General features: G+C 70.0%; 23 protein-coding genes. 8 read left to right on the top strand and 15 right to left on the bottom strand.

Annotated features, from left to right (window positions below; translation table 11 throughout):
- Nucleotides 1–14: 14 nt before the first annotated feature.
- Both B5D60_RS16215 and B5D60_RS16220 read right to left on the bottom strand, forming a co-directional pair.
- Nucleotides 15–1,157 (bottom strand): serine hydrolase domain-containing protein, encoded by a 1,143-nt coding sequence (locus tag B5D60_RS16215; protein ID WP_078701121.1) that lies wholly within the window; start codon nt 1,155–1,157, stop codon nt 15–17.
- Between the two features lie 7 nt (nt 1,158–1,164).
- Complete coding sequence (locus tag B5D60_RS16220) at nt 1,165–1,656, bottom strand: phosphoribosyltransferase (RefSeq protein WP_078701122.1); 492 nt, start codon at nt 1,654–1,656, stop codon at nt 1,165–1,167.
- 26 nt (nt 1,657–1,682) lie between these two features.
- Here B5D60_RS16220 and B5D60_RS16225 point away from each other — a divergent pair, with 26 nt between their 5' ends.
- From B5D60_RS16225 to B5D60_RS16245, 5 genes are all read left to right on the top strand, one after another.
- Nucleotides 1,683–2,321 (top strand): MBL fold metallo-hydrolase, encoded by a 639-nt coding sequence (locus B5D60_RS16225; protein WP_078701123.1) that lies wholly within the window; start codon nt 1,683–1,685, stop codon nt 2,319–2,321.
- A 67-nt stretch (nt 2,322–2,388) separates the two neighbouring features.
- Nucleotides 2,389–3,927 (top strand): UDP-N-acetylglucosamine 1-carboxyvinyltransferase, encoded by a 1,539-nt coding sequence (locus tag B5D60_RS16230; protein ID WP_078701124.1) that lies wholly within the window; start codon nt 2,389–2,391, stop codon nt 3,925–3,927.
- 52 nt (nt 3,928–3,979) lie between these two features.
- Nucleotides 3,980–4,741, top strand: a complete 762-nt coding sequence (locus B5D60_RS16235; protein WP_078701125.1) for a glycerophosphodiester phosphodiesterase family protein — start codon at nt 3,980–3,982, stop codon at nt 4,739–4,741.
- Complete coding sequence (locus B5D60_RS16240) at nt 4,738–6,084, top strand: MFS transporter (protein ID WP_197684348.1); 1,347 nt, start codon at nt 4,738–4,740, stop codon at nt 6,082–6,084. Before B5D60_RS16235 ends, B5D60_RS16240 begins: the two co-directional genes overlap by 4 nt.
- 82 nt (nt 6,085–6,166) lie before the next feature.
- On the top strand, nt 6,167–6,556 hold the full coding sequence (locus B5D60_RS16245) for an RNA polymerase-binding protein RbpA (RefSeq protein WP_078701127.1): 390 nt from the start codon (nt 6,167–6,169) through the stop codon (nt 6,554–6,556).
- On the opposite strand, the gene B5D60_RS16250 is transcribed toward B5D60_RS16245, so the two are convergent.
- From B5D60_RS16250 to B5D60_RS16260, 3 genes are read right to left on the bottom strand one after another with little or no spacing between them, the layout of a single operon-like run.
- On the bottom strand, nt 6,546–7,289 hold the full coding sequence (locus B5D60_RS16250; protein ID WP_078701128.1) for a polyprenol monophosphomannose synthase: 744 nt from the start codon (nt 7,287–7,289) through the stop codon (nt 6,546–6,548). The genes B5D60_RS16245 and B5D60_RS16250 overlap by 11 nt on opposite strands.
- Complete coding sequence (lnt, locus tag B5D60_RS16255; protein WP_078701129.1) at nt 7,262–8,719, bottom strand: apolipoprotein N-acyltransferase; 1,458 nt, start codon at nt 8,717–8,719, stop codon at nt 7,262–7,264. Before lnt ends, B5D60_RS16250 begins: the two co-directional genes overlap by 28 nt.
- Nucleotides 8,716–9,795, bottom strand: coding sequence for a M24 family metallopeptidase (locus tag B5D60_RS16260; RefSeq protein WP_078701130.1), 1,080 nt, complete (start codon nt 9,793–9,795; stop codon nt 8,716–8,718). The genes lnt and B5D60_RS16260 overlap by 4 nt, the downstream gene beginning before the upstream one ends.
- An 83-nt stretch (nt 9,796–9,878) precedes the next feature.
- Here B5D60_RS16260 and B5D60_RS16265 point away from each other — a divergent pair, with 83 nt between their 5' ends.
- Together B5D60_RS16265 and B5D60_RS16270 are read left to right on the top strand one after the other, a co-directional pair.
- Nucleotides 9,879–11,441: a M28 family peptidase gene (locus B5D60_RS16265; protein ID WP_078701131.1), complete on the top strand. Its 1,563-nt coding sequence runs from the start codon at nt 9,879–9,881 to the stop codon at nt 11,439–11,441.
- Between the two features lie 91 nt (nt 11,442–11,532).
- On the top strand, nt 11,533–12,432 hold the full coding sequence (locus tag B5D60_RS16270) for a 5'-3' exonuclease (protein ID WP_078701132.1): 900 nt from the start codon (nt 11,533–11,535) through the stop codon (nt 12,430–12,432).
- Here B5D60_RS16270 and B5D60_RS16275 read toward each other — a convergent pair.
- The 7 genes from B5D60_RS16275 to pafA form a co-directional block, all read right to left on the bottom strand.
- Nucleotides 12,422–15,142: a DEAD/DEAH box helicase gene (locus tag B5D60_RS16275; protein ID WP_078701133.1), complete on the bottom strand. Its 2,721-nt coding sequence runs from the start codon at nt 15,140–15,142 to the stop codon at nt 12,422–12,424. The genes B5D60_RS16270 and B5D60_RS16275 overlap by 11 nt on opposite strands.
- 19 nt (nt 15,143–15,161) lie before the next feature.
- The gene (gene tatC / locus B5D60_RS16280) at nt 15,162–16,004 is read right to left on the bottom strand and encodes a twin-arginine translocase subunit TatC (RefSeq protein ID WP_231948917.1); all 843 of its coding nucleotides are present in this window, start codon (nt 16,002–16,004) and stop codon (nt 15,162–15,164) included.
- Between the two features lie 5 nt (nt 16,005–16,009).
- Nucleotides 16,010–16,228: a twin-arginine translocase TatA/TatE family subunit gene (gene tatA, locus B5D60_RS16285; protein WP_078701134.1), complete on the bottom strand. Its 219-nt coding sequence runs from the start codon at nt 16,226–16,228 to the stop codon at nt 16,010–16,012.
- Between the two features lies 1 nt (nt 16,229).
- Nucleotides 16,230–17,201, bottom strand: a complete 972-nt coding sequence (locus B5D60_RS16290; protein WP_078701135.1) for a helix-turn-helix transcriptional regulator — start codon at nt 17,199–17,201, stop codon at nt 16,230–16,232.
- Nucleotides 17,198–18,154, bottom strand: a complete 957-nt coding sequence (locus B5D60_RS16295; protein WP_078701136.1) for a helix-turn-helix transcriptional regulator — start codon at nt 18,152–18,154, stop codon at nt 17,198–17,200. Before B5D60_RS16295 ends, B5D60_RS16290 begins: the two co-directional genes overlap by 4 nt.
- A 10-nt stretch (nt 18,155–18,164) precedes the next feature.
- Nucleotides 18,165–19,046, bottom strand: coding sequence for an FKBP-type peptidyl-prolyl cis-trans isomerase (locus tag B5D60_RS16300; protein WP_153303076.1), 882 nt, complete (start codon nt 19,044–19,046; stop codon nt 18,165–18,167).
- A gap of 96 nt (nt 19,047–19,142) precedes the next feature.
- Entirely contained in the window at nt 19,143–20,504 is a 1,362-nt protein-coding gene (gene pafA / locus B5D60_RS16305; RefSeq protein WP_078701138.1) for a Pup--protein ligase, read from the bottom strand.
- A 169-nt stretch (nt 20,505–20,673) separates the two neighbouring features.
- Here pafA and B5D60_RS16310 point away from each other — a divergent pair, with 169 nt between their 5' ends.
- Complete coding sequence (locus tag B5D60_RS16310) at nt 20,674–23,526, top strand: immune inhibitor A domain-containing protein (RefSeq protein ID WP_078701139.1); 2,853 nt, start codon at nt 20,674–20,676, stop codon at nt 23,524–23,526.
- Nucleotides 23,527–23,569: 43 nt separating this feature from the next.
- On the opposite strand, the gene prcA is transcribed toward B5D60_RS16310, so the two are convergent.
- Genes prcA through B5D60_RS16325 form a run of 3 tightly spaced genes read right to left on the bottom strand, consistent with a single transcriptional unit; the run spans nt 23,570 to nt 25,276 of the window.
- A complete protein-coding gene (gene prcA / locus B5D60_RS16315) occupies nt 23,570–24,262 on the bottom strand; it encodes a proteasome subunit alpha (protein WP_078701140.1) in 693 nt (230 codons plus the stop codon).
- 7 nt (nt 24,263–24,269) lie between these two features.
- The gene (gene prcB / locus B5D60_RS16320) at nt 24,270–25,082 is read right to left on the bottom strand and encodes a proteasome subunit beta (protein ID WP_078701502.1); all 813 of its coding nucleotides are present in this window, start codon (nt 25,080–25,082) and stop codon (nt 24,270–24,272) included.
- Nucleotides 25,082–25,276 carry a ubiquitin-like protein Pup gene (locus tag B5D60_RS16325; RefSeq protein ID WP_078701141.1) on the bottom strand — a complete coding sequence of 65 codons (195 nt, stop codon included), beginning with the start codon at nt 25,274–25,276 and terminating at the stop codon, nt 25,082–25,084. The genes prcB and B5D60_RS16325 overlap by 1 nt, the downstream gene beginning before the upstream one ends.
- Nucleotides 25,277–25,278 lie beyond the last annotated feature (2 nt).

Below are 25,278 nucleotides of genomic sequence, written 5' to 3' on the forward strand. Positions count from 1 at the left end.
CGTCGGGCGGCGTGTCATGCGTGGACGGCGCCCCAGAAGGCCTCGAGGTACTCGGGCGGCTCGGGCGTGCCCATCCCCTGCCTCGTCAGCAGCACACCGCCCACGCCGGAGACCGGGTCGACCCACAGGCTCGTGCCGGTGCCGCCGTCCCAGCCGAAGCGGCCGGGATGCGAGCCCGGGTACCGCGCGTCGAGGTCCAGTCCGACACCCAGGCCCCAGCTGAGGTTCGGCTCCAGGAACTCGCGGGCCATGGAGTTCGCGGGCTGGGCCACGGAGTCGGTGGTCAGTGCCGCGAACGATGCCCGCGAGATCACCCGTCCGCGCGGTCCTCGGCCTTCGCGCAGGAGCATCTGCACGAACTTCGCGAGGTCGCCGGCGGTCGAGAGCAGCCCCGTGGCACCCGATCGGAAGACCGGGACGTTCATCAGCCTCGGATCGCCGGTGGGAGCCACCTCGACGAAGTCGCCCCGCCGGTTCGGGAACCAGGCGGACGGCACCCGGTCGACGTCCTTCATGTCCACCGCGTAGCCCGTGTCGTCCATGTCGAGCGGCGCGAAGACCTTGTCCCGCAGCAGGAGATCGAGCCGCCGCCGGGTGGCTCGCTCGATCAGCACCGTGAGGACGTCGTAGGAGTACTGGTACATCCAGCCCTCGCCGGGCTGGTGCGCCATCGGCAGCGAGCCCGCGAGCTGGGCCCAGCGGTCGGGGCGCACCACGGGCGGCTCCCAGCCCGAGCCCAGCTCGCGGGCGTCGAACTCCCGCGCGAGCGGGTCGTCCGGTGCCGCCTTCATGTCCCAGCCGAGACCCGAGCCCATCGCCAGCACGTCGTGGACGGTGGTCGGCCGGGAGGCCGGGACGGTGTCGGAGAGCGAACCACCACGCTCGCGCAGGACACGACGATCGGCGAACTCCGGCAGCCAGGCGTCGATCGGGTCGTCGAGGGCGAAGACCCGATCGTCCACGAGCCGCAGGGCCAGCACGGCGACGATCGGCTTCGTGATCGAGGCGATGCGGAAGACGGTGTCGTGACCCAGGGGTCCCGCGGACCCGATCTGAACGGTCTGGCGCGGGCCGGCGACCGTGGCCCAGGTGAGGCCCGGAACGGCCATGCGGGTGGCGACGTCGCGCATGGTCGCGGCGACCCGGTCGGTGCTCACCAGCGCCTCAGGCGTCCAGCACGCCGGTGCGCGAGATGATGACGGGCTCGCTGGACCACGGGAAGTTGATCCACTTGTCCGTGCGGCGCCAGGCGTAGTCGGGCGCGAGGATCGTGCGGGGCTTCTCGTAGATGACCGCGGAGCGCACCTCGCCCGCGTGCTCGGAGCACACGCGCGCCACGAGCTCGAGGGTCTTGCCACTGTCGGCGACGTCGTCGACCACCAGCACCGACAGGTCGTTCAGCTCGGCGAGATCGAGGAACGGCGGCAGGAGCGTGGGCTCGTCGCGCGTGGTCCCGACGCCGGTGTAGAACTCCACGTTCATGGTGAACAGGTTCTTGCAGTCCAGCGCGTAGGCCACGGAGCCGGCCGGGATCAGCCCGCCGCGGGCGATGCCCAGGACGATGTCGGGCGCGAAGCCGGAGTCGGCCACCGCCTGCGCCAGCTCGCGGACCGCCGTGCCGTAGGTGTGCCAGGTCAGGATCTCGCGGTCGTCCATGCGCCCATCGTGGCACGATGGCGGACATGGACGTCACCCGTTTCGGGCACGCCGCCGTCCTCGTCGAGGCCGCCGGGTCCCGCACCCTCATCGACCCGGGTGCCTTCAGCCTCCCGGCCACCTTCGCCCTGACGGATCTCGACGCGGTCGTGGTGACACACCAGCACGCCGATCACGTCGACCGCGACCGGATCGGCGATCTCGTCGCGGCCAACCCGCGGGCGCGACTGCTGGCGGAGCCCGAGACGGCCGCCGAGCTCGACGGCTTCGAGCCCACGGGCGCCGGCGCGTCCTTCGAGGTCGGCGGAGTCACCCTCACCGGCGTGGGTTCGCGGCACGCCGAGATCCTGCCCTCGCTCCCCCGCGTCGGGAACGTCGGCGTCCTCGTCACGGCCGACGGCGAGCCGACGCTCTTCCACCCCGGCGACACGTACGAGTACCGGCCGAGCGGCGTCGACGTCCTCGCGCTGCCCCTGTCGGCGCCGTGGGCCAAGGTCAGCGAGACCGTGGAGTTCCTGCGCGCCGTGGCGCCCCGCACCGCCTTCCCCATCCACGACTGCACGATCTCCGAGATCGCCTACGCGATCTACTGGACCCACGTGGAGAGCCACGGTGGCGTCGATGACCTCCAGCGGCTCGCCCAGGACGGGTCGCTCGCCCACTGACGGTGCGGTGTCGACACTCACAGCGTCGAGGCTGGCTTTATCTCACAACTGATATACGCTGGAGCATATGACCCAGAGCGACTCCTACCTCGCCCGGATCGGCACCCTGATTCGCGACGCGCGCCAGCACTCCGGCCTCACCCAGGCACAGCTGGCCACCGAGCTCAAGACCAGCCAGAGCGCCATCAACCGCATCGAGAAGGGCCAGCAGAACCTCACGCTGGACACCCTGGCCCGCATCGGGTCGGCCCTGGACTCCGAGCTCGTGAGCGTCGCACCCGTCGCCGGCCCGAGCCACCTGCGGGTCAAGGGCGGCACCACGCTCTCCGGCAGCATCGACGTCAAGTCGAGCAAGAACGCCGGCGTCGCGCTGCTGTGCGCGGCCCTGCTGAACACCGGCACCACGGTCCTGCGCAAGGTCGCCCGGATCGAGGAGGTCAACCGCCTGCTCGAGGTGCTGGAGTCGATCGGCGTCCGCACCACGTGGCTCAACGAGCAGAACGACCTCCAGCTCGTCGTCCCCGAGCGGCTCGACCTCGCCCGGATGGACGCCGACGCGGCCCGCCGCACCCGCAGCATCATCATGTTCCTCGGCCCGCTGATGCACCGGGTCGACGAGTTCGAGCTGCCCTACGCGGGCGGCTGCGACCTCGGCACGCGCACCGTCGAGCCACACATGACCGCCCTGCGGCCGTTCGGTCTCAAGGTCCTGGCCACCGAGGGCAGCTACCACGCCTCCGCCGCGCGGGGCGTCTCCCCCGAGCGCCCGATCGTGCTGACCGAGCGCGGCGACACCGTCACCGAGAACGCCCTGCTGGCCGCGGCGCGCAACGAGGGCACCACCGTCATCCGCAACGCGAGCCCGAACTACATGGTCCAGGACCTGTGCTTCTTCCTGGAGAAGCTCGGTGTCCAGATCGAGGGCATCGGCACCACCACACTGCGCGTCACCGGCAAGCGCGACATCCGCGGCGACGTCGAGTACGCGCCCAGCGAGGACCCGATCGAGGCGATGAGCCTGATCACCGCCGCGATCGTCACCGGCTCGGAGATCACCGTCCGGCGCGTCCCGATCGAGTTCATGGAGATCGAGCTCGCCCTGCTCGAGGAGATGGGCTTCGCCTACGACCGCTCGGAGGAGTACCTCGCCGAGAACGGCCAGACGCGGCTCGTCGACATCACCACGTACCCGTCCACCCTGCGGGCGCCGATCGACAAGATCCACCCGATGCCGTTCCCCGGCCTCAACATCGACAACCTGCCCTTCTTCGCCGTCATCGCGGCGACGGCCGAGGGCCAGACGATGCTGCACGACTGGGTCTACGAGAACCGCGCGATCTACCTGACCGAGCTGAACAAGCTCGGCGGCAAGGTCAAGCTGCTCGACCCGCACCGCGTGCTGATCGACGGGCCCACGCACTGGAGCGGCGCCGAGCTGGTGTGCCCGCCCGCGCTGCGACCCGCGGTCGTCATCCTCATCGCGATGCTCGCCGCCAAGGGCACGTCGGTGCTGCGCAGCGTCTACGTGATCAACCGCGGCTACGAGGACCTGGCCCTGCGACTCAACGCCCTCGGCGCCGAGATCGAGACCTTCCGCGACATCTGACGGTTCCACGCACCTGCCTCCCCCGCCCTCACGGGTGCCCTAGGTTGGTCGCGTGAGGACACCGCCGTACCTCGAGCCGGCCCCGCCGATCGCCTTCGCGCACCGCGGGGGCGCCACCGTCGAGGAGAACCTCGGGATCGAGAACTCGCTCGCCGCGTTCACCCACGCCTACGACCTGGGCTACCGCTACATGGAGACCGACGTACGCTGCAGCCGCGACGGTGTCGTGTACGCGTGCCACGACGCGAAGCTGGACCGGCTGCTCGGCCGGGACACCGCCATCGCCGAGCTGACGTCGGCCGAGATCGACGAGGCCCTGCTCGGCGACCGCGAGCCGATCGTGCGTCTGCAGACCCTCGTCGAGGCGCTCCCCGAGGCCCGCTGGAACATCGACGTCAAGGCCGACGACGCCGTGGACGCCACCACCGACCTCGTCGAGCGGCTCGACATCCTCGACCGCATCTGCCTCGCCTCGTTCTCCCACGCACGCCTCGTGCGGATGCGGGCCCGACTCCCCCGGGTCGTCACGTCGGCGTCCTCGCGGGAGGTCGCCCAGATGGTGCTGACCGGACGCGTTCCGGCGGCCCCGCTGATCTTCCAGGTGCCGGTCCGTCACGGCCGCGCCCGCGTCATGACACCCCGATTCCTGCGCCGGGCCCACCGCGCGGGCAAGTTCGTGCACGTGTGGACCGTCGACGAGCCCGCCGAGATGCACCGCCTCGCCGACCTGGGCGTCGACGGGATCATGACCGACCGCACCGACCTGCTCAGGCAGGTGCTGCAGGAGCGCGGCCAGTGGAAGGAGCACGCATGAGCGAGGAGATCGTGGCCACCCGGCGTGACCGGGGACGCGTCGTCGCCTGGGGACTGTGGGACTGGGGCTCCGCGGCGTTCAACGCCGTGATCGTCACCTTCATCTTCTCGGTCTACCTGGTCGACGGCGTCGGCGACGACGTCCCCGGCCCCTTCCGGGCGGCCACCTGGCTCGGCCTGTCGAGCGCCGCCGGGGCCGTGCTGATCGCCGTGATCGCGCCCGCCCTCGGTCGCCGGACCGACGCTGGCGGCGCACGCAAGAAGAGCCTCTTCTGGCTCACCCTCGCGGTGGTCGTCATCACCGCGTCGCTGTTCTTCGTCGAGAACGACTGGCACTTCCTGTGGCTCGGCCTCACGCTCATGGCCGCCGGCTCGGTGATCTTCGAGCTCACCCAGGTCCCCTACTTCGCGATGATGCGCCAGGTGTCCACACCGGACGACGTCGGGCGGGTCTCCGGCTTCGGCTGGGCCATGGGGTACTTCGGCGGCATCGTCCTGCTGCTGATCTGCTACTTCGGCTTCGTCACCGGCGACGGCGACACCCGCGGCCTCTTCGGCGTCTCGTCGGAGAACGGGCTGAACATCCGGGTCATCGCCCTCGTCGCGGCCGTGTGGTTCCTGGTCTTCGCCATCCCGCTGTTCCTGAAGGTCCCCGAGCTGCCCGCCACTGCCAACCCCGACTCCCCCAGGGCCGGCATCCTCGACTCCTACCGCGGCGTCTGGAACGACGTCACCACGATGTGGCGCGAGGACCGCGACACGCTGAGGTTCCTCATCGCCAGCGCCTTCTTCCGCGACGGCCTCGCCGGCGTGTTCGCCTACGGGGCCGTGCTGGCGGTCTCGGTGTACGAGATCACGAAGGACGACGTGATCCTGTTCGGCATCGCGGCGAACGTCATCTCCGCCGCCGGCGCCCTCCTCGCGGGCCGCTACGACGACCGGATCGGCCCACGCGCCGTGATCGTGTTCTCCCTCGCCTCGATGCTCGTGTGCGGCGTCATCCTGCTGTTCGTCGAGGGTCCCCGCATGTTCTGGATCTTCGGCCTGGGCCTGTGCCTGTTCGTCGGCCCGGCGCAGTCGGCGTCGCGCACCTACCTGACCCGCATCACCGAGCCGGGGCGCGAGGGCCAGAACTTCGGCCTGTACGCCATGACCGGCCGTGCGGTCTCGTTCATGGCGCCGCTGCTGTTCGCGCTGACCATCTGGGCCGGCAACCTGCTGCTGGACACCTCGACGGACCGCTGGGGCATCGTCGGGATCATGATCGTGCTCGCCGCCGGTCTCGCCCTGCTGCTGCGCGTCCCGGCGCACATCGAGGACCGTGCCCGGAGTCTCACCCGCTAAGGCCGAAACCTCGCTCTCAGGGGAATCTCACGGATCTGGCGTACGTTGGAATGGACGGACACCACCTGAAGGGGGACCGACCATGGCAGAACGAGCCCTGCGCGGAGCGCGGCTGGGAGCCCAGAGCTTCGAGGACGAGCGCGGAGTCGAGATGGCACCGCGTCAGCAGATCGAATTCGTGTGCGCCGACGGCCACACGTTCACGGTGACGATGTCGGAAGAGGCCGAGGTTCCGGCCGAGTGGGAAGACCCGAAGACCGGCCAGATGGGACGTCGCGTCGGCGGCGCCGAGCCGGACCGCAAGGAGGAGAAGCCCGTGCGCACGCACTGGGACATGCTTCTTGAGCGGCGTTCGGAGGAAGAGCTGGAGGAGATCCTCACCGAGCGGCTGGAGATGCTGCGCGGTGGCGAGATCGGCCCCCCGCACCTGCACCGCAAGAGCAAGTCGCGGAAGAAGTCCGTCAGCGCCTGAACGGATTCATCCGCTGGAGGCCCCACACGGTGACCCGTGTGAGGGCCTCTTTCACGATGTCGAGGCTCATCTTCGACTGACCGTGCACCCGCTCGACGAACGTGATGGGCACCTCGGCGACCTGGAGCCCGGCGAGGCGGGTCTGGCGGGTCATGTCGATCTGGAAGCAGTAGCCCTGCGACTCCACGGCGTCGAGGTCGATCGCCTCCAGCGTCTCGCGGCGGAAGGCGCGGAAGCCGGCGGTGGCGTCCCTGACGCCCAGGTCGAGCATCAGCCGGGCGTAGAGCGACGCCCCGCGCGAGAGGGCCTCGCGACGCTTGGGCCAGTTCACGACCGAGCCGCCGGGCACCCAGCGCGAGCCGAGCGTGAGCGGCGCACCGGAGCGGGCCGAGTCGAGCAGCTTGCCGAGGTCCTCTGGGCGGTGGGAGCCGTCGGCGTCCATCTCGACCAGCACGTCGTAGTCGCGCGCGAGGCCCCACGCGAAGCCGGCGCGGTAGGCGGCGCCGAGGCCCTCCTTGCCCTGCCGGTGCAGGACGTGCACCCGGGGGTCGGCCTCGGCCAGCTTGTCGGCGATCTCGCCGGTGCCGTCGGGTGAGTTGTCGTCGGCGACCAGGATCTCGACCTCGGGCTGCTGCTCCAGGACACGGTCGGTGATCCAGCCGACGTTGTCCGCCTCGTTGTAGGTCGGGATGATGACCAGCGTCTTCACGGCCGCTCCGTTCGTAACTTCCATTTACCGAGGGCCCATCCTGCCACGGACATGACGTAGATCACCATGGTCAGTCCAGATCCCCAGCGCGTGGCGGGTGTCGTGCCGTGCGCGGCCTGCACCTCGGCGACGACGGTGGCGGGCTCCTTCACGGGTGCCTTGCCCTCCACGCGGCCATGTGGGTCGACGATCCCCGAGATGCCGTTGGTGGACGCGACGGTCACCCAGCGCCCCGTCTCGATCGCACGCAGACGCGAGATCGCCCACTGCTGCTGCGGCTGCACGCCCCGGCCGAAGTCCATGAAGCTCGCGTTGCTGGTCTGGACGGCCAGCACCTCGGCACCGAGGTCGACGGCGCCGTGCACCGCCCCGTCGTACGCGATGTCCCAGCAGATCGTCAGGCCGATCGTGAGGCCGTCGAGCGTCATGGCGCCCGCCTCGTCGCCGGCCACGATGTCGCGCGGGATGTCGCGGTCGAACCGCGGCACGAGTGAGCCCAGCTGGGCGCGGAACGGCACGTACTCGCCGTACGGCACGGGGTACTGCTTGAGGTACAGGTCGTCCCTCGGGCCGTTCTCGTCGACCAGGACCGACGCGTTGTAGGCGGTGTCGTCGGTGGGCCCGTCGAGGATCGCGCCCACCAGGATCGGCGCGCCGAGCCGCCGCGACAGCGCGGTGACCTCGTCGCGGGCGTACTCGTTGGTGCGGACGTCGAGGTCGGACCCGTTCTCCGGCCAGATGACCACGTCGACCGGCTGGTCGATCCGCTCGGTCTCGGCCACGTGCAGGCGGAAGATCGCCGCTCGGGGCCACTGCAGGAACGGACCCGGGGTGTTGCCCTGGACGACCGCCACGGTCTTGGTCTCTCCGCCGTCGGCGATGCCGACGGGCAGCACCGCGCCGATGGCCGGGATCGCGATGGCAGCCACCAGCAGCAGGATGCGGCGCTCGGTGACCACGACCACGAGCAGCCCGGCCAGCAGGGCCATCAGCCACGACGTCGCGGGCAGGGCTACCAGCCGCACCCAGCCCTCGAGCGGCGTGTCGATGGCGGTGTGCGCGAGGCGTCCCCACGGGAACCCGCTCAGCGGGAACGCGCCGCGGACCTGCTCGCCCGCGGTCCACACCGCCGCCGTCCACACGGGCCACCAGGGCGCCCAGACGGCCGCGCGCAGCGCCCACGTGATCAGCGCCAGGAAGAGCGCCTCGATCGCGACGAGGGTCACCCACGCCCACGGGTCGACGGCGTTCATCCACCAGATCAACGGACCCATGAACGCCAGGCCGAACACGAAGCCGACCGCCAGGACTCGGCGCACCGACTCGTCGCGCAGGGTGCGCACGACGTACAGGTATCCGGCGACGGTGACCACCATCAGGCCCGGGATCGCGAGCGGCTCGAAGGCCGCCGCCGACGCGGCGCCGAGGAGGGCCGCCGCGAGGAGCTGTCTCACAGTCGGACGAGATCGCGCGGGGTGTCGTTGAGGACCTCGATGCCGTCCTCGGTGCAGACCACGATGTCCTCGATGCGGGCACCCCACTGGCCCTCGACGTAGATCCCCGGCTCGATGGAGAACGCCATCCCGGGCTCGAGCTCGAGGGTGTTCCCCTCGACGATGTAGGGCTCCTCGTGCGTCTCCTGGCCGATGCCGTGGCCCGTGCGGTGGATGAACAGGTGGCCGTAGCCCGCGTCCGCGATGACCTGGCGGCCTACGGCGTCGACGGACTCGGCGGTGACGCCGGGACGCGCGTACTCGCGCTGGACCTGCTGGGCGCGCTGGAGCACCTCGAGCATCGCGATGTAGCCCGGGTCGGGCTCGCCCCCGGCGACGTAGTTGCGGGTGGAGTCCGAGCAGTACCCGGCCGCGGTGGTGCCGCCGATGTCGACCACCACCGGCTCGCCGGCACCGATGACGCGGTCGGAGACCTCGTGATGGGGGGACGCGCCGTTCGGGCCCGAGCCCACGATCACGAAGTCGACCTGCTCGTGACCCTCCTCGACGATGGCGCGTGCGATGTCGGCACCGACCTCGCGCTCAGTGCGGCCGGGGCGCAGCCACTCCCCCATGCGCGCGTGGACGCGGTCGATCGCGGCACCGGCGTCGCGCAGGGCGTCGACCTCCGCGGGCTCCTTGACGGTGCGCAGCGCGGAGACCAGCTCGCCGCCGAGCACGAAGCCGGACTCGGGCAGCGCCTCCTGGAGGGCGAACACGCGCGAGGCCCACATCTGGTCGTCGACCGCCACCACGTCGGGCGACCCGAGCAGCTCGGCGACGAGCGCGTACGGGTCCTCGGTCTCGGACCAGGTGACGATGGGCATGGTCACGCCCGCGGCCTCCGCGGCGGCGCGCTCGAGGCCGGGCACGACGAGATGGGAGCCCAGCTGGGTCACCACCAGGCAGGTCAGGCGTTCCAACGGCTTGGCGGCGTAGCCGGTCAGGTAGCGCAGGTCGGCCCCCGGGGTCACGAGAAGGGCGTCGATTCCCTGCTGTCCGGCGAGGAGGCGGGCGCGGTCGAGGCGTTCAGTCACAGGACGAGGTTACCTAGCGCTCCCGACGATCCTGTGTGAACGTAGGGCGTATCTGCTCCACACCCTTAAGGATCGGGGGATCCATGAAGAAGGCAGTCATCGCCGCATCCGCGGCAATCCTCACGGCAGGACTGGTCACCGCGTCACCCGCAGTGGCCAAGTCCGGCCCGACGGCACCGAAGGGTCAGACCACCAAGCTGACCAAGGCGGTCACCGTCAACGGCATCCTGAAGCACCTGCGCCAGTTCCAGGCCATTGCGAACGCGAACGGCGGGAACCGGGCGTCCGGCCTCCCTGGCTACGACACCTCGGCCGCCTACGTCGCGCGCGAGCTGAAGAAGGCCGGGTACGACGTCACGGTCCAGGAGTTCACGTTCCCGTTCTTCCAGGAGCTCACTCCGGCCACGCTCACCGTGGGCGGGGAGTCGATCGAGACCTCCGTGTTCACGTACTCCTCGAGCGGCAGCGTGACCGGGCCGATCGTCCCGACCAACGATGTCCAGATCCCACCGGGCCCCGAGGCGGGGAGCAGCAACTCGGGCTGCGAGGCGGCGGACTTCGATCCGGCCCCGGCCGAGGACGCGATCGCACTCGTCCAGCGCGGCACGTGCGACTTCGCGGTGAAGGTCGACAACGCCGTGGCCGCGGGCTACGACGCGGTGCTCGTCTTCAACGAGGGCCAGCCCGGCCGCACCGACGTGGTCGCGGGCACCCTCGGCACGCCGAAGACCGTCCCCGTGTCGGGCCTCAGCTACGAGCAGGGTGCGGAGTTCGTCGCGGCCGGCACGCCCACGGGCACGCTGACCACCGACGTCGAGTCCGACCTCGAGCGCAGCACCTACAACGTGATCGCCGACGTGCCGAAGTCGGTGCTCAAGAAGATCAAGAACCCGGACCAGGTCGTCGTGGTCGGAGCACACCTCGACAGCGTCGCCGAGGGCCCGGGCATCAACGACAACGGCACCGGCTCCGCCGGAATCCTCGAGATCGCCAAGCAGCTGAGCAGCACCGGCGTCTACAAGGGACTCCAGCGTCCAGTCCGCTTCGCCTTCTGGGGTGCGGAGGAGCTGAGCCTGCTCGGCTCGGAGCACTACGTCGCCACCCTCCCCGAGGACGAGCTGTCGAGGATCTACGCCAACCTGAACTTCGACATGATCGGCTCGCCGAACTACGCGCGGTTCGTGTACGACGGTGACGGGTCCGACGGAGATCCCGGCCCGGCCGGGTCCGGTGAGATCGAGAAGGTCTTCACGGACTACTTCGACAGCAAGGGGCTCGCCAGCGAGCCCACCGCCTTCGACGGACGGTCGGACTACGGCCCGTTCATCGCGGTCGGCATCCCGGCCGGTGGTCTGTTCACCGGTGCTGAAGGGGTCAAGACGCCCGAGCAGGTCGCGCTCTACGGCGGCACCGCCGGCGTGGCGTACGACAAGTGCTACCACCAGGCGTGCGACGACATGACGAACATCAATGTCAACGCGCTGAACGAGATGGGCGACGCCGCGGCCTTCGCGGTGGCGACGCTCGGTCTGTCCAAGGCCGGCCTCTACCCCGACGGCAGCCGCAAGGCCGCCAAGCAGGGCAAGGCCAAGGCTCACGGAAAGGCGCACGGCCACCACAAGCACGGCCACCTCACGCAGCGCTGAGCCATCCCGCGTCGTCCCCGTCACCGTTCGCGGTGGCGGGGACGTTGCACGTCCGGCGATCGGTGTCCGACGGGCGTGCCATCATGGCGCCATGTCCTCGCGACTGCTCCTGCTCGACACCGCCAGCCTCTACTTCCGCGCCTTCTACGGGGTGCCCGACACGATCAAGGCCGCCGACGGCCGCCCCGTGAACGCCGTGCGCGGGATGCTCGACTTCCTCGCCACCCTGCAGGAACGGTACGAGCCCGCCGCCGTCGTGGCCGCGTGGGACGACGACTGGCGTCCCGCCTGGCGGGTCGAGCTGCTCGACACGTACAAGACCCACCGCGTCGCCGACCCCGAGGCCGGCATCGAGGAGACGCCCGATCTCCTGGCGCACCAGGTGCCGCTCATCGCCGAGGCGCTCACGCTGGCCGGCGCCACGGTCGTGGGCGCGCCCGAGGCCGAGGCGGACGACGTGATCGGCACTCTGGTCCACCGCTGGGAGAACGGGATCGACGTCGTCACCGGCGACCGTGACCTGTTCCAGCTCGTCGACGACGCCCGCGACGTCCGCGTGCTCTACACGGCGCGCGGCGTCGGCAAGCACGACGTCGTCGATGCGGCGTGGGTCCGCGAGAAGTACGGCGTCGAGCCCAGCCAGTACGTCGACTTCGCCGTGATGCGCGGCGACGCCTCCGACGGCCTTCCGGGCGTCAAGGGCATCGGCGACAAGACCGCCGCGGCCTTGCTCGACGCGTACGCCGACCTCGACGGGATCCGGGCGGCCGCCGCCGACCCGTCGTCCACGTTGCGCCCGCGGATCCGCCAGTCGCTCCTGGACAGCTCGGACTACATCGACGCGGCGGTCCAGGTGGTCACCGTGCTCCCCGACCTCGACCTGGCCGATCCGGTGACCGGAGTGATCGACGAGCCCGCCCTGCGGGCCTTCGGCCAGCAGTGGAACGTGGCGGGGCCGGTCGACCGGCTGCTCGCGTCCGTCACGACGTGACGCTGGAGTAGGCCACCACGCCCGTGCGGAGCTCGTCGAGCGCCGACCGCGCGGTGTCGCGCAGGGGCCCGGGGCCCGCTGCGTCGGCGATCTGGGCCACGGTGTCGATGAGCTGCTTCATGGCGCGCACGAAATCGCCCGCGGCCATCTCGGCCGACCCCAGCACGAGGTCGAGACTGGTGCCCTCGCACCACATCCACACGGCGTAGGCGAACCCGAAGTCGGGCTTGCGCAGGAACGACAGCCGGTGGTCGCGCTCGAGCTGGTCGAGCTGGAGCCACAGCAGGCCCATCGACTCGGCCGCCTGCGCCACCGCCTTCGTGGGGAAGCGCGGCGGCGGTGCCTCGTCGGAGTTGCGCGCCTCGTACGTGAGCCCACTCGCGACCGCGGCGAACTCGGCGGGCGACAGGGCCCCCCACACGTCGTGGCGCAGCGACTCGCTCACCACGAGATCGGACTCCCCGTAGATGCGCTGCAGGCGCCGGCCCTCCGGCGTGACCTCGTCGCCGCTCAGGTAGCCGAGCGAGTCCAGCACCTCGCACACGCGGTCGAACTGGCGCGCGACGCTGTTCGTGCGCTGCTCCACCCGCCGGCGCATGCTGTCGGTCTCGCGGTCGAGCTTGAACGCGCGCTCGGCCCAGCGGGCGTGCGACTCGCGGTCGGGGCAGCCGTGGCACGGGTGGTCGCGCAGCTCGCGCTTCAGCTCGGTGATCCGCGGGTCCTCCGCCGTGGGGCCCTCGCGGTACGCCACCGGGTACTCGGCCAGGTGGCCCGCCCGGTTGCGCAGCGACGACGCGAGGTCGCGCCGCGACTGGGCGTCGCGCGGGTTGAACGACTTCGGGATCCGCATCTGCATGAGCGAGTCGACGGGAGTCGGGAAGTCCACGAGCGCCAGCCGGCGAGCGTGCCGGTTGGCGGTCAGCACCATCGGGCGCGGGCCCTCGCGGTTGCCGGTGTCGGGATCGAGCACGACCGCCAGCCCGGAGAACTTGCCCGCCGGCACGTTGATGACGTCGCCGCGCTTGAGCCGCGTGAGGGACTCCATCGCCTCCTCCCGCTTGGCCGCGCGACGCGACTTCGATCCGGCCGACTCGAGCTCACCGAGCCGGCGACGGATGCGCATGTACTCCATGAAGTCGCCGCGCTCACAGCTGACGGACTCGCGGTAGCCCTCGATCGCCTCGTCGGCCTTGCGCACCTTGCGGGCGAGTCCGACGACGGCGCGGTCGGCCTGGAACTGGGCGAACGACATCTCGAGCAGCTCACGGGCACGGGCGCGCCCGACCTGGTGCACGAGGTTGACCGCCATGTTGTACGACGGGCGGAACGAGGAGTTGAGCGGATACGTGCGCGTGGACGCGAGGCCGGCCACGTGACGCGCGTCCAGACCCGGCTGCCACAGCACCACGCCGTGACCCTCGACGTCGATGCCGCGGCGCCCGGCGCGGCCGGTGAGCTGGGTGTACTCCCCCGGCGTGACGTCGACGTGGTTCTCGCCGTTCCACTTCGTGAGCCGGTCGATCACCACGGAGCGAGCGGGCATGTTGATGCCCAGGGCGAGCGTCTCGGTGGCGAACACGACCTTCACGAGGCCGGCGCTGAACAGGTCCTCCACGCACTCCTTGAAGGTGGGCAGCATGCCGGCGTGATGCGCGGCGATGCCACGCCCGATCCCTTCGCGGAACTCGTGGAACCCCAGCACGGCGAGGTCGTCCTCGGGCAGGTGCGCGCAGGCTGCGTCGACGTGCTCGTGGATCGCCTCGCGCTCCTCCTGTGAGGTGAGGATGAGGCGCGCGGCCAGGCACTGCTCGACCGCGGTGGCGCAGCCGGCTCGGCTGAAGATGAAGACGATCGCCGGCAGCAGCCCCTCGGACTCCAGCTTGAGGACGATGTCGATGCGGTCGGGGGTGCGATGGCGGCTGCGCGGACGGCGGCCGCCCTTCTGCGGACGGCGGGACCGGTTCTTGGCGAACGCGCGGTTCCACTGGGCGTCGTCGCGGGCCATCTGCTCGAGCGTGTGGTTGACCTCGGTGGAGTTCGGCTCGAACAGGTCGAACATCTTGCGTCCGACGAGCACGTGCTGGTGCAGCGGCACGGGCCGCTTCTCCTCCACGATGGTCTCCGTCTCGCCGCGCACCTCGTGCAGCCAGGCGCCGAACTCCTCCACGTTGGACACGGTGGCCGAGAGCGACACGATCGAGACCGACGGAGGCAGCCCGATGATGACCTCCTCCCACACCGCGCCACGGAACCGGTCGGCGAGGTAGTGGACCTCGTCCATCACGACGTGGCCGAGGTTGGTCAGAGTCGACGAGCCGGCGTAGATCATGTTGCGCAGCACCTCGGTCGTCATGACGACGATGGGCGCCTCACCGTTGATGGTGTTGTCGCCGGTCAGCAGGCCCACGTTCTCGGCGCCGTACCGGTCGGCGAAGTCGCTGAACTTCTGGTTCGACAGCGCCTTGATCGGGGTGGTGTAGAAGCACTTGCGCCCGGTGGCCAGCGACAGGTGGACCGCGAACTCGCCCACGAGCGTCTTGCCCGAGCCGGTGGGGGCCGCCACGAGCACGCCGTGGCCGTCCTCGAGGGCCTCGCAGGCGCGCACCTGGAAGTCGTCGAGCCCGAACGGGTAGAGGTCCCGGAAGGCCGCGACGTGCGGGTGCTGCTGGTCCTTGCGGAATCGGGCGTACTGCTCGGCCGGGGTGGACATGTCCCCAGCCTACGGAGGATCAGTCGTCGAGGCCCCGGGGAGCGTCGAGTGTCGACGCTTCCTCGTCGTCGACCTGCTCGCCCGAACGGCCCCGGCGGCGGTCGGTGACGCGCGCGATGATCTCGGAGACGAAGTACAGGACGCTCATCGGGATCGCGAGGAACAGGAAGGTCACGGGGTCCACGGTCGGCGTGGCGATCGCCGCGAACACGAAGATGCCGACGATGATCCACGGGCGTGCCCGGATGAGCTGCTCGCCGCTGACGGCTCCGATCCGGTTGAGGATCACCACCACCACGGGGATCTGGGCGCCGACGCCGAACAGCAGGATCATGCGGGTGGCGAAGCTGAGGTAGTCGGCGCCGTTCAGCAGGTTCGTCCAGCCCTCCGGGGCGAAGCCGACGAGCAGCTCGATCGCCTTCGGGAAGGTCCAGTACCCGATCCACGCACCGCCGAGGAAGAGCGGGAGGCAGGTGGCGGTGAGCAGCAGCGCGGCACGCTTCTCGTGGCGGTGCAGCGCCGGCAGCACGAAGGCCCAGACCTGCCAGAGCCACACCGGGCTGGAGAGGACCAGGCCCGCGACCACGCTGGTCTTGAGCTGGAACTGGAAGGCTCCACCGATGCCGCTCACGACGAGCTCGGTGTCGATGCCCTCGTCCTCGAGGGCGGGGCGGACCTGCTCGTACGGCGCGGTCAGCCAGTCGAGGATCTCGGGATAGAAGTACCAGGCGATGGCGACGCCGATGACGACGGCGGCCAGCGCCTTCATCAGGCGGGAGCGCAGCTCGGCGAGGTGGTCGAACAGCGGCATCTCACCGCCGGGGACGGACTGACGTCCGGCCCGACCGAATCCCAGGGCCACCCGGGTCAGCGGGTGGGGTCGTCGCGGCGTTCGGTGGCGGCCGGGTCGATCGAGCGGGGAGTCTCGGCCTGCTTCTCCTCCTGCTCGCTCTCGCGGATCTCGGACTTGAAGATGCGCAGGGCTCGGCCGGAGCCGCGAGCCAGTTCGGGGAGCTTGCGACCGCCGAACAGCAGAATCACGATCCCCAGGATGATGAGGATCTCCGTGGCACCGAGATTGGGCATGTCAGGCTCCTTGATCGGAAGTGACTCCATCGTACGCGGCCAGTGCTGAGCGGGCGGCCTCCCGTACCTCTCGGGAGAACTCCCCCGGCTCCATGACGCGCATCCGGCCGCCCGCGCGCATCACCACGCGACGCAGCCACGCCGGGTCGCTGCCGAACAGCCGGGCCCGCACGGCGCCGTCGGGGCGCTGCTCCACCACGTCCATCCGGTACTGGCCCAGCAGCCAGTCGGCGCCCGGCTCGATCTCGACGAGCACCGAGGGCGTGTGGGGTCCCTGCGGGAAGAGGTCCTCGAGCCGCGTGCGCTGGTCGGCGTCGGTGGTGACCGGCGCGTCGAGCACCGCGGCCGCGACGATGCGGTCCACGCGGAACAGCCGGTCGGCCTCCACCTTGTGGCACCACGCGGAGAGGTAGCGGTGCCCGTCCTGGGTGAAGGCGCGGTGCGGGTCGACCACGCGCTCGGTCTGCTCGTCGCGGGTCTCGTTGGCGTAGACCATGTGCAGCTGACGCTTGCCGGCCAGGGCCTCGGCCACCGCCGCCTGGACGCCGGCGTCGACCTCGGGCAGCAGGACGTCCACGGGGGTGTCCAGCTCGGTGCCGGCGGCCTCGGCGAGCTTCGCCAGCGCCGAGTCGATCAGGGCGGCCTGGTCGCCCGCGGCGGACTGGCGCAGCGTGCGCAGCGCGACCATCAGCGCGGCCGCCTCGCTGCGGGAGATCCGCAGGGGGCGTGCCATGAACTCGGCGTCGCGGATGTAGACGACGCCCTCGTCCTGCAGCGCGGTGACGTCGAAGTCGATCAGCTCGCCGTGGTACTCGCCCCAGCCCGTGAGCATCATGATCTCGAGCTCGCGCTGGGCCTGGGCGGGCTTGATCTTGAACTCGCGGGCGAGGTCGGCCAGCGGGATGCCCTGGTTGCTCTGCAGGTACGGGACCATCGCCAGCATCCGGACGACCTGCTTCAGGGACGGGTTCACGCGTGGACCTCCGCGACGGTGCGCAGCCGCGCGACGACGGCGTCGCGCAGCTCGGGCGGCGACGCGACGATCGCGTCGGCGCCGTAGGAAGCGATCTCGTCGGCGAGGTCGCCGATCACCGCGTAGGCGACCTCGACCTCGTCGATGCCCGCGTCGATCCGGTCGACGCGAACGGCGTGACGACGCAGCGACTGGGCGCGGCCGGCGGTGACCCGCAGGACGGCGGTGGCGTCGGGCTCGGGTGGGTGGAGGGCGCGGGCGACCTTCTTCAGGTCGACGTCGTCGGGCACCTCGTACTCCCCCGGCTCGCCGTCGGGCTTCACATCGCCGACGATCCGTGACAGGCGGAAGAGGCGCGGCCGCTCGCGGTCGCGGTCGTGGCCACCCACGTACCAGTGCTCACGGAACGAGGTCATGCTCCACGGCTCGAGGTGGCGGACCGTGGTCTCGCCGCCGGGGCGGCGGTACTCGAACGCGATCGGCATCCGGCGGCCCGTGGCGTCGAAGACGGCGTCGAACGCGGGCTCCTCGGCGCGCAGCCGCGCCTCGGTCATCCGCAGGACCGACGGGTCGAAGTCGTGGCCGATCGCCTTGAGCTTGGCCAGGGCGGTGGTGGTCTCGGCGGCCATGCCGGCGTGGTCCCACAGCTGACCGGCCAGGCCGATCACAGCGGCCTCCTCGACCGTGAGGTCGATCTGGGGCAGCTCCACCTCGGCACGCAGCAGCCGGTAGCCGGTGACGCCGCCGAGGGCGTCGAACGTGCCGGTCTCGATCTCGAGGCCGAGGTCGCGCAGCTCCTGCTTGTCGCGCTCGAACTTGCGCTCGAACGCCACGTCGGTGTCCTCGCGGTACTCCGCGATCGAGGAGCGGATCTGTTCCTTCGTCAGGTACTGGCTGGTGGCCAACAGGGTGAAGACGAGGTTCATCAACCGTTCGGTCTTCCGCTGGGCCATGAGCGAAAGACTAGCTGGCGTCGAGCAGGTCCACGACGAAGATCAACGGCCCGTCGGGCTGTCCGTTCTTCTTCGCGTCCTTGCCGTACGCGTCGTCGGACGAGCAGGTGACGACGACGCGGCTGCCGAGCGTGTGGCCGGGGATCTGGTCGCTCCAGCACGGGATGGCCGAGCCCTCGGCGATCGAGATCTGGCGCGGGCCGGTGGCCCAGGACTGGTCGAACACCTCGCCGTCGGGGTACTGCTGGCCGACGTACTGCACGCTGAGCGTGGCGCCCTTGGCGACCTTCTCGCCGCTGCCCTTGATCAGGACGGCCGAGTCGGACTTCGCCACCTTCGCCGGGGTCTTCTTCGTCTTGGCGAACTTGGCCGGGTGCTTGTCCTTGTCATACGTCAGCTTCGGCAGCGAGGCGGGCGCCTTCATGGCCTTGCCGCTGGCCTCGGTGGGCACCTTGGAGACCAGGTCGAAGAGGAACACCATGGTGTCGTCCTTCTCCAGGCCGAGCGAGTCGGCGCTCTGCAGGAGCGAGACGCCGTCCTTGGCCGGCACCGACACGAGGACACGCGAGCCGATGTCCTGGCCCACGAGGCCCTTGTAGAAGCCCGGCAGCGCGGTCTTCTCGTTCAGGGTGAGCGTCATCGGGGTCTCGTTCTCGAAGGAGTTGTCGAACTCCTTGCCCGTACGGCCGTTGACCGCGACGTAGTTGATCTTGATCGTGTCGCCGTCGGCCACCTCGTCGCCGCCACCCTCGGTGACGACGCGGGACTCGGTCTTCTCGGTGGTGTAGTCCTGCTCGACCGTGACCTTCGGCGTGCTGCCCTTGGAGACCTCGATCCCGTCGAGGTCGGTGCCGCCGCCACAGCCGGCGAGAACGAAGGATGCAGTGGCCATGGCGGTCACGAGAGCGGTACGACGCACGGTGATGTTCCTCCTGGGGATCGATGCCGTGGCCACACTAACGGCCGATCCCAAGGAACGTCTGAGAGATCACATGGAGTCGATGAGGCGCTGGACCCGGTCGTCCTCGGACCGGAACGGGTCCTTGCACAGCACCGTGCGCTGGGCCTGGTCGTTGAGCTTCAGGTGGACCCAGTCCACGGTGAAGTCGCGGCGCCGTTCCTGCGCCCGCGCGATGAAGTCGCCGCGCAGCCGGGCCCGCGTGGTCTGCGGCGGGACCGACTTGGCGGTGAAGACGTCGAGGTCCTTCGTGACGCGCGCGACCGCCCCCTTGCTCTCGAGCAGGTAGAACAGCCCGCGGTCGCGGCGGATGTCGTGATAGGCCAGATCGAGCTGGGCGATGCGCGGATCGGCCCACGAGAGCCCGCGCTGCGTGCGGTAGCGGTCGAGCAGCCGGTACTTGATGACCCAGTCGATCTCGCGCTCGATGAGGCTCAGGTCCTCGCTCTCGACCGCCTTGAGCGTGCGCTCCCACAGGTCCATCGTGCGATCGATCGTGGGGGTGCGCAGGCCGTTGCGGTCGATGAAGTCGGCGGCCTTGGCGAAGTACTCGGCCTGGATCTCCAGGGCCGAGAGCTCGCGGCCGTTGGCCAGCTGCACCTTGCGTCGCCCGGTCATGTCGTGCGAGATCTCGCGGATCGCCCGGATCGGGTTCTCCAGCGTGAGGTCGCGCATCGTGACGCCGCCCTCGATCATCCGCAGCACGAGGTCGGTGGTGGCCACCTTGAGCATCGTGGTGGTCTCGCTCATGTTCGAGTCGCCCACGATCACGTGCAGCCGCCGGAAGCGCTCGGCGTCGGCGTGGGGCTCATCGCGGGTGTTGATGATCGGCCGCGAGCGAGTGGTGGCGCTCGAGACGCCCTCCCAGATGTGCTCGGCGCGCTGGCTGACGCTGAAGACGGTGCCGCGCGGCGTCTGCTGCACCTTGCCCGCGCCGCAGATGATCTGGCGCGAGACCAGGAACGGGATCAGGACGTCGGCCAGGCGGCTGAACTCGCCGCCGCGGCTGACGAGGTAGTTCTCGTGGCAGCCGTACGAGTTGCCCGCGGAGTCGGTGTTGTTCTTGAACAGGTAGATGTCGCCCTCGACGCCGTCCTCGGCGAGGCGCTGCTGCGCGTCGAGCATGAGGCCTTCGAGGATCCGCTCCCCCGCACGGTCGTGGGTCACCAGGTCGACGATGTCGTCGCACTCGGGCGTCGCGTACTCGGGATGACTGCCGACGTCGAGGTAGAGCCGGGCGCCGTTGCGCAGGAACACGTTGCTGCTGCGTCCCCACGAGACCACCCGCCGGAACAGGTAGCGCGCGACCTCGTCGGGAGACAGGCGGCGCTGGCCGTGGAACGAGCAGGTCACGCCGTACTCGTTCTCGATCCCGAAGATCCGCCGGTCCATGCCGACAGCCTAGTCCCGCAGGCCGCACACGCACGCGTTCGCCACGGCCGTGATGTGACGCCCGTCACCTTGGGTCTTCCCAAATGGGCGATGGGAGGCGCACGATGTCAGGAGTCCGTCCACGGGGGAACGGACCACCGGACTTCGGCCCGGTTCCCTGAGGAGCACCATGACCACTCATCGATCTCCGCGCAGGACCGGCCTCTGGCTGGTGGGCGCGACCACGTTGGCGTTGACCGCGTCCGGGCTGGCCTTCAGCACGGGCTCCGTCTCGGCGGCTCCCCCACCGGCCCCGCCGGGCGGTGCCGCGGCGACGGCTCCGGGCTACATCAACTACGTCGCGCCCCGTGCCGAGATCTCGTCCACCCCGGACCAGGCGGTGAAGGTCAACGGCAAGCGGGTGTCGCAGAAGACGGCTCAGAAGCAGCAGAAGGCACTCATCAGGGCCAAGCAGGTCGATCGCAAGCACAGCCAGGGCAACCCGGTGGCGGCGCGTCAGCTGGCGCGGGTCGAGGCGGAGTCGCTGCGCACGGGCCGCAGCCCCAAGGAGGTCCGGGACCGGCGCTTCAAGAAGGCCAAGACCACTCAGCAGGCGAAGCTCCTCACGATCCTCGTCGAGTTCAACGAGCAGGCGAACGACGACTTCTCCGGCAGCTACGTGCCGGACGGCTACGGCTCGGACACGTGTGTGCCGGGCAACGTGCAGAACGGGCCCACCCACAACCAGATCCCGAACCCCGCGAACAGCGACCTCGAGGACAACAACTCGATGTGGGTGAAGGACTTCTCGCCCGCGCACTACAACGCGATGCTCTACACGAAGAAGGGCATCACCCAGCGGGTCCGCCCCGACCTGCGCGGTCCTGACGGCCGCCGGGGCATCGACATCTCCGGCTACACGATGAAGAACATGTACGAGGAGATGTCCAAGGGCGCGTACACGGTCGGCGGCGCGGCGACGCCGTGGGTCACGGTGGCCCACTCCGAGGCGTACTACGGCGCCACCGTCTGCCACCAGGACGAGAACGGCGACTGGGTCTACGGCGCGGTCCAGGACATGCAGGGTCACCCCGACAACCCGCTCGGCGCGGGCCAGCTGCCCATCGACGCGGTGGCGGCGCTCTCGGCGGCCCAGCCGAACTTCCCCTGGGCCGACTACGACATCGAGGACCAGGGCGACACCGACGGCGACGGGAACCTGCTCGAGCCCGACGGCGTCATCGACCACGTGGTCCTGGTGCACGCCGGCGAGGACAAGTCCGGTGGCGGCGGCGCCGAGGGCCCGTACGCGATCTGGGCGCACTCGTCGGCGGTTGCCGGCGGCGCCCCGGTGCCCGGCACGAACCTGAGGCTGTCGAACTACATCGTCCAGCCCGAGGACTCCGGTGTCGGCGTGTTCGCTCACGAGTACGGCCACGATCTCGGCCTGCCCGACCTCTACGACACCGCCAGCGGCGGTGACTCGGACGTGGACTTCTGGGACCTGATGTCCTCCGGCTCGCACTCGGGGCCGATCTTCCAGTCGATGCCCACGCACATGGGCATCTGGGACAAGTGGATCCTTGGCTGGGCCGATCCCCTCGAGATCAACCCCGGCGACCGCGCGAAGACGGTCAAGGTCGGCCAGACCAGCCGGACGCCCAAGGGCTCCGAGGACGGCATCAAGATCAACCTGCCCGACAAGATCGTCACCCGTGCCACGCCGCACAGCGGCGAGAACATGTGGTGGGGCAACAACGACCAGAACTGGGCGATGAACTCGCTGTCGCGCACGATCGACGTGCCCGACGCCGCGGACGCCCGCTTCTGGATGTGGAACAACTACGTCATCGAGCAGGACTGGGACTTCGGCTTCGTCGAGGTCTCGACCGACGGCGGCGCGACGTGGACCCCGCAGAAGGTCTACGACGAGGCCGGCGAGGAGGTCACCACGCCCGACGACTACCCCGATCCCAACGGGAACCTGGCCACCTTCGGCAACCGGCGGTACGGCCTCACCGGGACGAGCGACGGCTGGCGGCACGACTACATCGACCTCAGCGCCTGGGCGGGCGACACCATCCAGGTTCGCCTGATGCAGTCGACCGACGCGGCGTTCACCGAGCGTGGCTGGTTCGCCGACGACTTCTCGGTCACCGGCGGCGGGGCCACCACCTTCACCGACGACGTCGAGAGCGGCCTCAACGGCTGGACCGCCACGATCGACTCGTGGGTGGCCGGGGAGGCACGCGGCGCCGGCTGGGTCATCGACAGCGGCACCACCTCGAACGCCCAGTACTACATGGTCGAGTGGCGCAACTTCGACGGCTTCGACAAGGGCCTGAAGTATGCCTACGACACGACGTACCAGCGGCTCGGCGAGGACGGGGCGTGGAAGGTCGAGAAGATCCGCTACAACGCGCCCGGTGCCCTCGTCTGGTACCGCGACACGTCGTACGGGGACGCCAACCACGTGCTGAACAACCTCACGACCCTGCCGAGTGAGGGCGCCAAGGGCGGCCTGCTCATCGTCGACAGCCACTTCGACCCGCTCCGCCGGACCGGAGCGAACGCGGCCAACGACACGAGCACGCTGAAGAACCTGCCCTCACGTCCGCAGTCGTCGAACGCGGCGTTCAACCTGTTCGGCAGCTACGCGTTCCGTGAGTGCACGACGAAGCCGGACTTCACGAACGAGGCGTGCAACCGGTTCGGCTCGCAGCGTGCGGTGCGGTCGTTCACCGACGACCGCGGCTGGTACCCCGGCATCGAGGTGCGGGGCGACAGCCTCTTCTACCGCGACGCCGACGCCTCCACGGTGGTGCCGTCGGTGGGCAACGCCCCCTACAGCACCCGGGTCGTCGACCAGAACGGTGCACCGCGGACCGACCTGTACGGCACGGACGTCGGACTGGTCACGCCGCTCGGCTCGGGCAACCCCGAGGACGACGGCGTCGGCTACGGCACCGGCGTCAGCGTGCAGAAGTCGTTCCGCGGCAACATGGAGGCCCTGCTGAGGATCACGCCGCCGACGGTGCCTTGAGATCGAGCTCACCGGCACTCGGGTGACCGAGTGCCGGTGGGCGTCAGCCGAGGAGCTCGGCGACCTGCGCCTGGCCGAGCCGCTTGAACTTGCGGGGCTGGCTGCGGGTGCGGTCGAGGACCGCGACCTCGAGGTCGTCCGGGGCGATCGTGCGGGCGGGCTCGGTGTCGTTGCCCAGGGCCGTGAGCGCGACCCGCAGCGCCTCCGCGAGCGGCAGGTCGGGCTGGTAGTGCGCGCCGAGGTGCTCCTCGACCTTGTCGCTCTGGCCGCCCATCACGCCGTAGGCAGGCACGTCGGCCACGGAGCCGTCATAGGTGAGCCGGTAGATCTGGTCGGTGGCGGGCGTGGCGCCCACCTCGGCCACGAAGATCTCCACCTCGTAGGGCTTCTCGCCCCCGCTGGAGAAGATGGTGCCCAGGGTCTGCGCGTACGCGTTGGCGAGTCCGCGGCCCGTGACGTCGCTGCGGTCGTAGGAGTAGCCGCGCATGTCGGCGAGACGGACGCCGGCGATGCGCAGGTTCTCGAACTCGTTGTACCGGCCCACGGCGGCGAAGCCGATGCGGTCGTAGATCTCGCTGATCTTGTGCAGCGCGCGCGAGGGGTTCTCGGCGACGAAGACGATGCCGTCGGCGTAGCGGACGACCGCGACGCTGCGGCCCCGGGCGATGCCCTTGCGGGCGAAGTCCGCCCGGTCCTTCATCAGCTGCTCGGGCGAGACGTAGAAGGGGGTGGTCATGGCGCTCCTAGGTCAGCGGGGCGGACGGGCCGTCGGGCGACTGCATGCGCCCGCCGATCACGACGTCGGCGATGGCGGCGGTCTTGGACTCGTCCCACGCGCGGTAGCCGTCGGCGGTGATGACCGAGACCAGCGGGAAGATCCGTCGGGTGAGGTCGGGTCCGCCGGTGGCGGTGTCGTCGTCGGCCGCGTCGTAGAGCGCCTGGATCACTGCGGTGACGGCGTCGGTCTCGGACATGCCCGCGCGGTAGAGCTTCTTGAGCGAGCCGCGGGCGAACGTGGAGCCAGAGCCCACCGAGTGGAAGGTGCGCTCCTCGTTCTTGTTGCCGGTGACGTCGAACGCGAAGATGCGCCCGCACTCGGCCTCGAGGTCGTAGGCGGCGAACAGCGGCACGACCGCGAGTCCCTGCATGGCCATGCCGAGGTTGCCGCGGATGAGCGTGGCGAGCCGGTTGGCCTTGCCGTCGGTGGAGAGCGTGATGCCCTCGATCTTCTCGTAGTGCTCGAGCTCGACCTGGAACAGGCGCGTCATCTCCACGGCGATGCCCGCGGTGCCCGCGATGCCGACGCAGCTGTACTCGTCGGTCGGGAAGACCTTCTGGATGTCGCGCTGGGCGATGACGTTGCCCATCGTGGCGCGGCGGTCGCCGCCCATGACGACTCCGCCGTCGAACGTGGCGGCGACGATCGTGGTCCCGTGCGTCACGTCGAGGCCGGCGATCGAGCCGACGGCGGTGTTCGGGAGCAGGTCAGGAGCCTGCGTGGCGAGGAACTCGGTGAACGAGGAGGATCCGACGGCGCGGAAGCCTCCATCGAGCATCACTGCCCGCCCTTCTGGACGAAGCTGCGCACGAACTCCTCGGCGTTCTCCTCGAGGACGTCGTCGATCTCGTCGAGGATGGAGTCGACGTCGTCGTCGAGCTTCTCCTTGTGCTCGGTGTCGACTGCGGGGGTCTCGACCTGCTCGTCGTCGACGTCGCTCTTGCGGGTCGTCTTGTGCTGTTGCTCGGCCATGT

This window comes from Aeromicrobium choanae (assembly GCF_900167475.1).
In the GTDB taxonomy this organism is placed as follows: Bacteria; Actinomycetota; Actinomycetes; order Propionibacteriales; family Nocardioidaceae; genus Aeromicrobium; species Aeromicrobium choanae.

What these genes read in the sequence shown, in the direction of transcription:
- B5D60_RS16245 (WP_078701127.1), top strand. Translation starts at nt 6,167, where the DNA reads ATGGCAGAACGAGCCCTGCGCGGAGCGCGGCTGGGAGCCCAGAGCTTC.
- B5D60_RS16310 (WP_078701139.1), top strand. Translation starts at nt 20,674, where the DNA reads ATGACCACTCATCGATCTCCGCGCAGGACCGGCCTCTGGCTGGTGGGC.
- B5D60_RS16230 (WP_078701124.1), top strand. Translation starts at nt 2,389, where the DNA reads ATGACCCAGAGCGACTCCTACCTCGCCCGGATCGGCACCCTGATTCGC.
- pafA (WP_078701138.1), bottom strand. Translation starts at nt 20,504, where the DNA reads ATGGACCGGCGGATCTTCGGGATCGAGAACGAGTACGGCGTGACCTGC.
- prcB (WP_078701502.1), bottom strand. Translation starts at nt 25,082, where the DNA reads ATGCTCGATGGAGGCTTCCGCGCCGTCGGATCCTCCTCGTTCACCGAG.
- B5D60_RS16300 (WP_153303076.1), bottom strand. Translation starts at nt 19,046, where the DNA reads ATGGCCACTGCATCCTTCGTTCTCGCCGGCTGTGGCGGCGGCACCGAC.
- B5D60_RS16265 (WP_078701131.1), top strand. Translation starts at nt 9,879, where the DNA reads ATGAAGAAGGCAGTCATCGCCGCATCCGCGGCAATCCTCACGGCAGGA.
- B5D60_RS16270 (WP_078701132.1), top strand. Translation starts at nt 11,533, where the DNA reads ATGTCCTCGCGACTGCTCCTGCTCGACACCGCCAGCCTCTACTTCCGC.
- B5D60_RS16325 (WP_078701141.1), bottom strand. Translation starts at nt 25,276, where the DNA reads ATGGCCGAGCAACAGCACAAGACGACCCGCAAGAGCGACGTCGACGAC.
- tatA (WP_078701134.1), bottom strand. Translation starts at nt 16,228, where the DNA reads ATGCCCAATCTCGGTGCCACGGAGATCCTCATCATCCTGGGGATCGTG.
- prcA (WP_078701140.1), bottom strand. Translation starts at nt 24,262, where the DNA reads ATGACCACCCCCTTCTACGTCTCGCCCGAGCAGCTGATGAAGGACCGG.
- B5D60_RS16250 (WP_078701128.1), bottom strand. Translation starts at nt 7,289, where the DNA reads ATGGAAGTTACGAACGGAGCGGCCGTGAAGACGCTGGTCATCATCCCG.
- B5D60_RS16275 (WP_078701133.1), bottom strand. Translation starts at nt 15,142, where the DNA reads ATGTCCACCCCGGCCGAGCAGTACGCCCGATTCCGCAAGGACCAGCAG.
- B5D60_RS16220 (WP_078701122.1), bottom strand. Translation starts at nt 1,656, where the DNA reads ATGGACGACCGCGAGATCCTGACCTGGCACACCTACGGCACGGCGGTC.
- B5D60_RS16225 (WP_078701123.1), top strand. Translation starts at nt 1,683, where the DNA reads ATGGACGTCACCCGTTTCGGGCACGCCGCCGTCCTCGTCGAGGCCGCC.
- B5D60_RS16240 (WP_197684348.1), top strand. Translation starts at nt 4,738, where the DNA reads ATGAGCGAGGAGATCGTGGCCACCCGGCGTGACCGGGGACGCGTCGTC.
- B5D60_RS16295 (WP_078701136.1), bottom strand. Translation starts at nt 18,154, where the DNA reads ATGGCCCAGCGGAAGACCGAACGGTTGATGAACCTCGTCTTCACCCTG.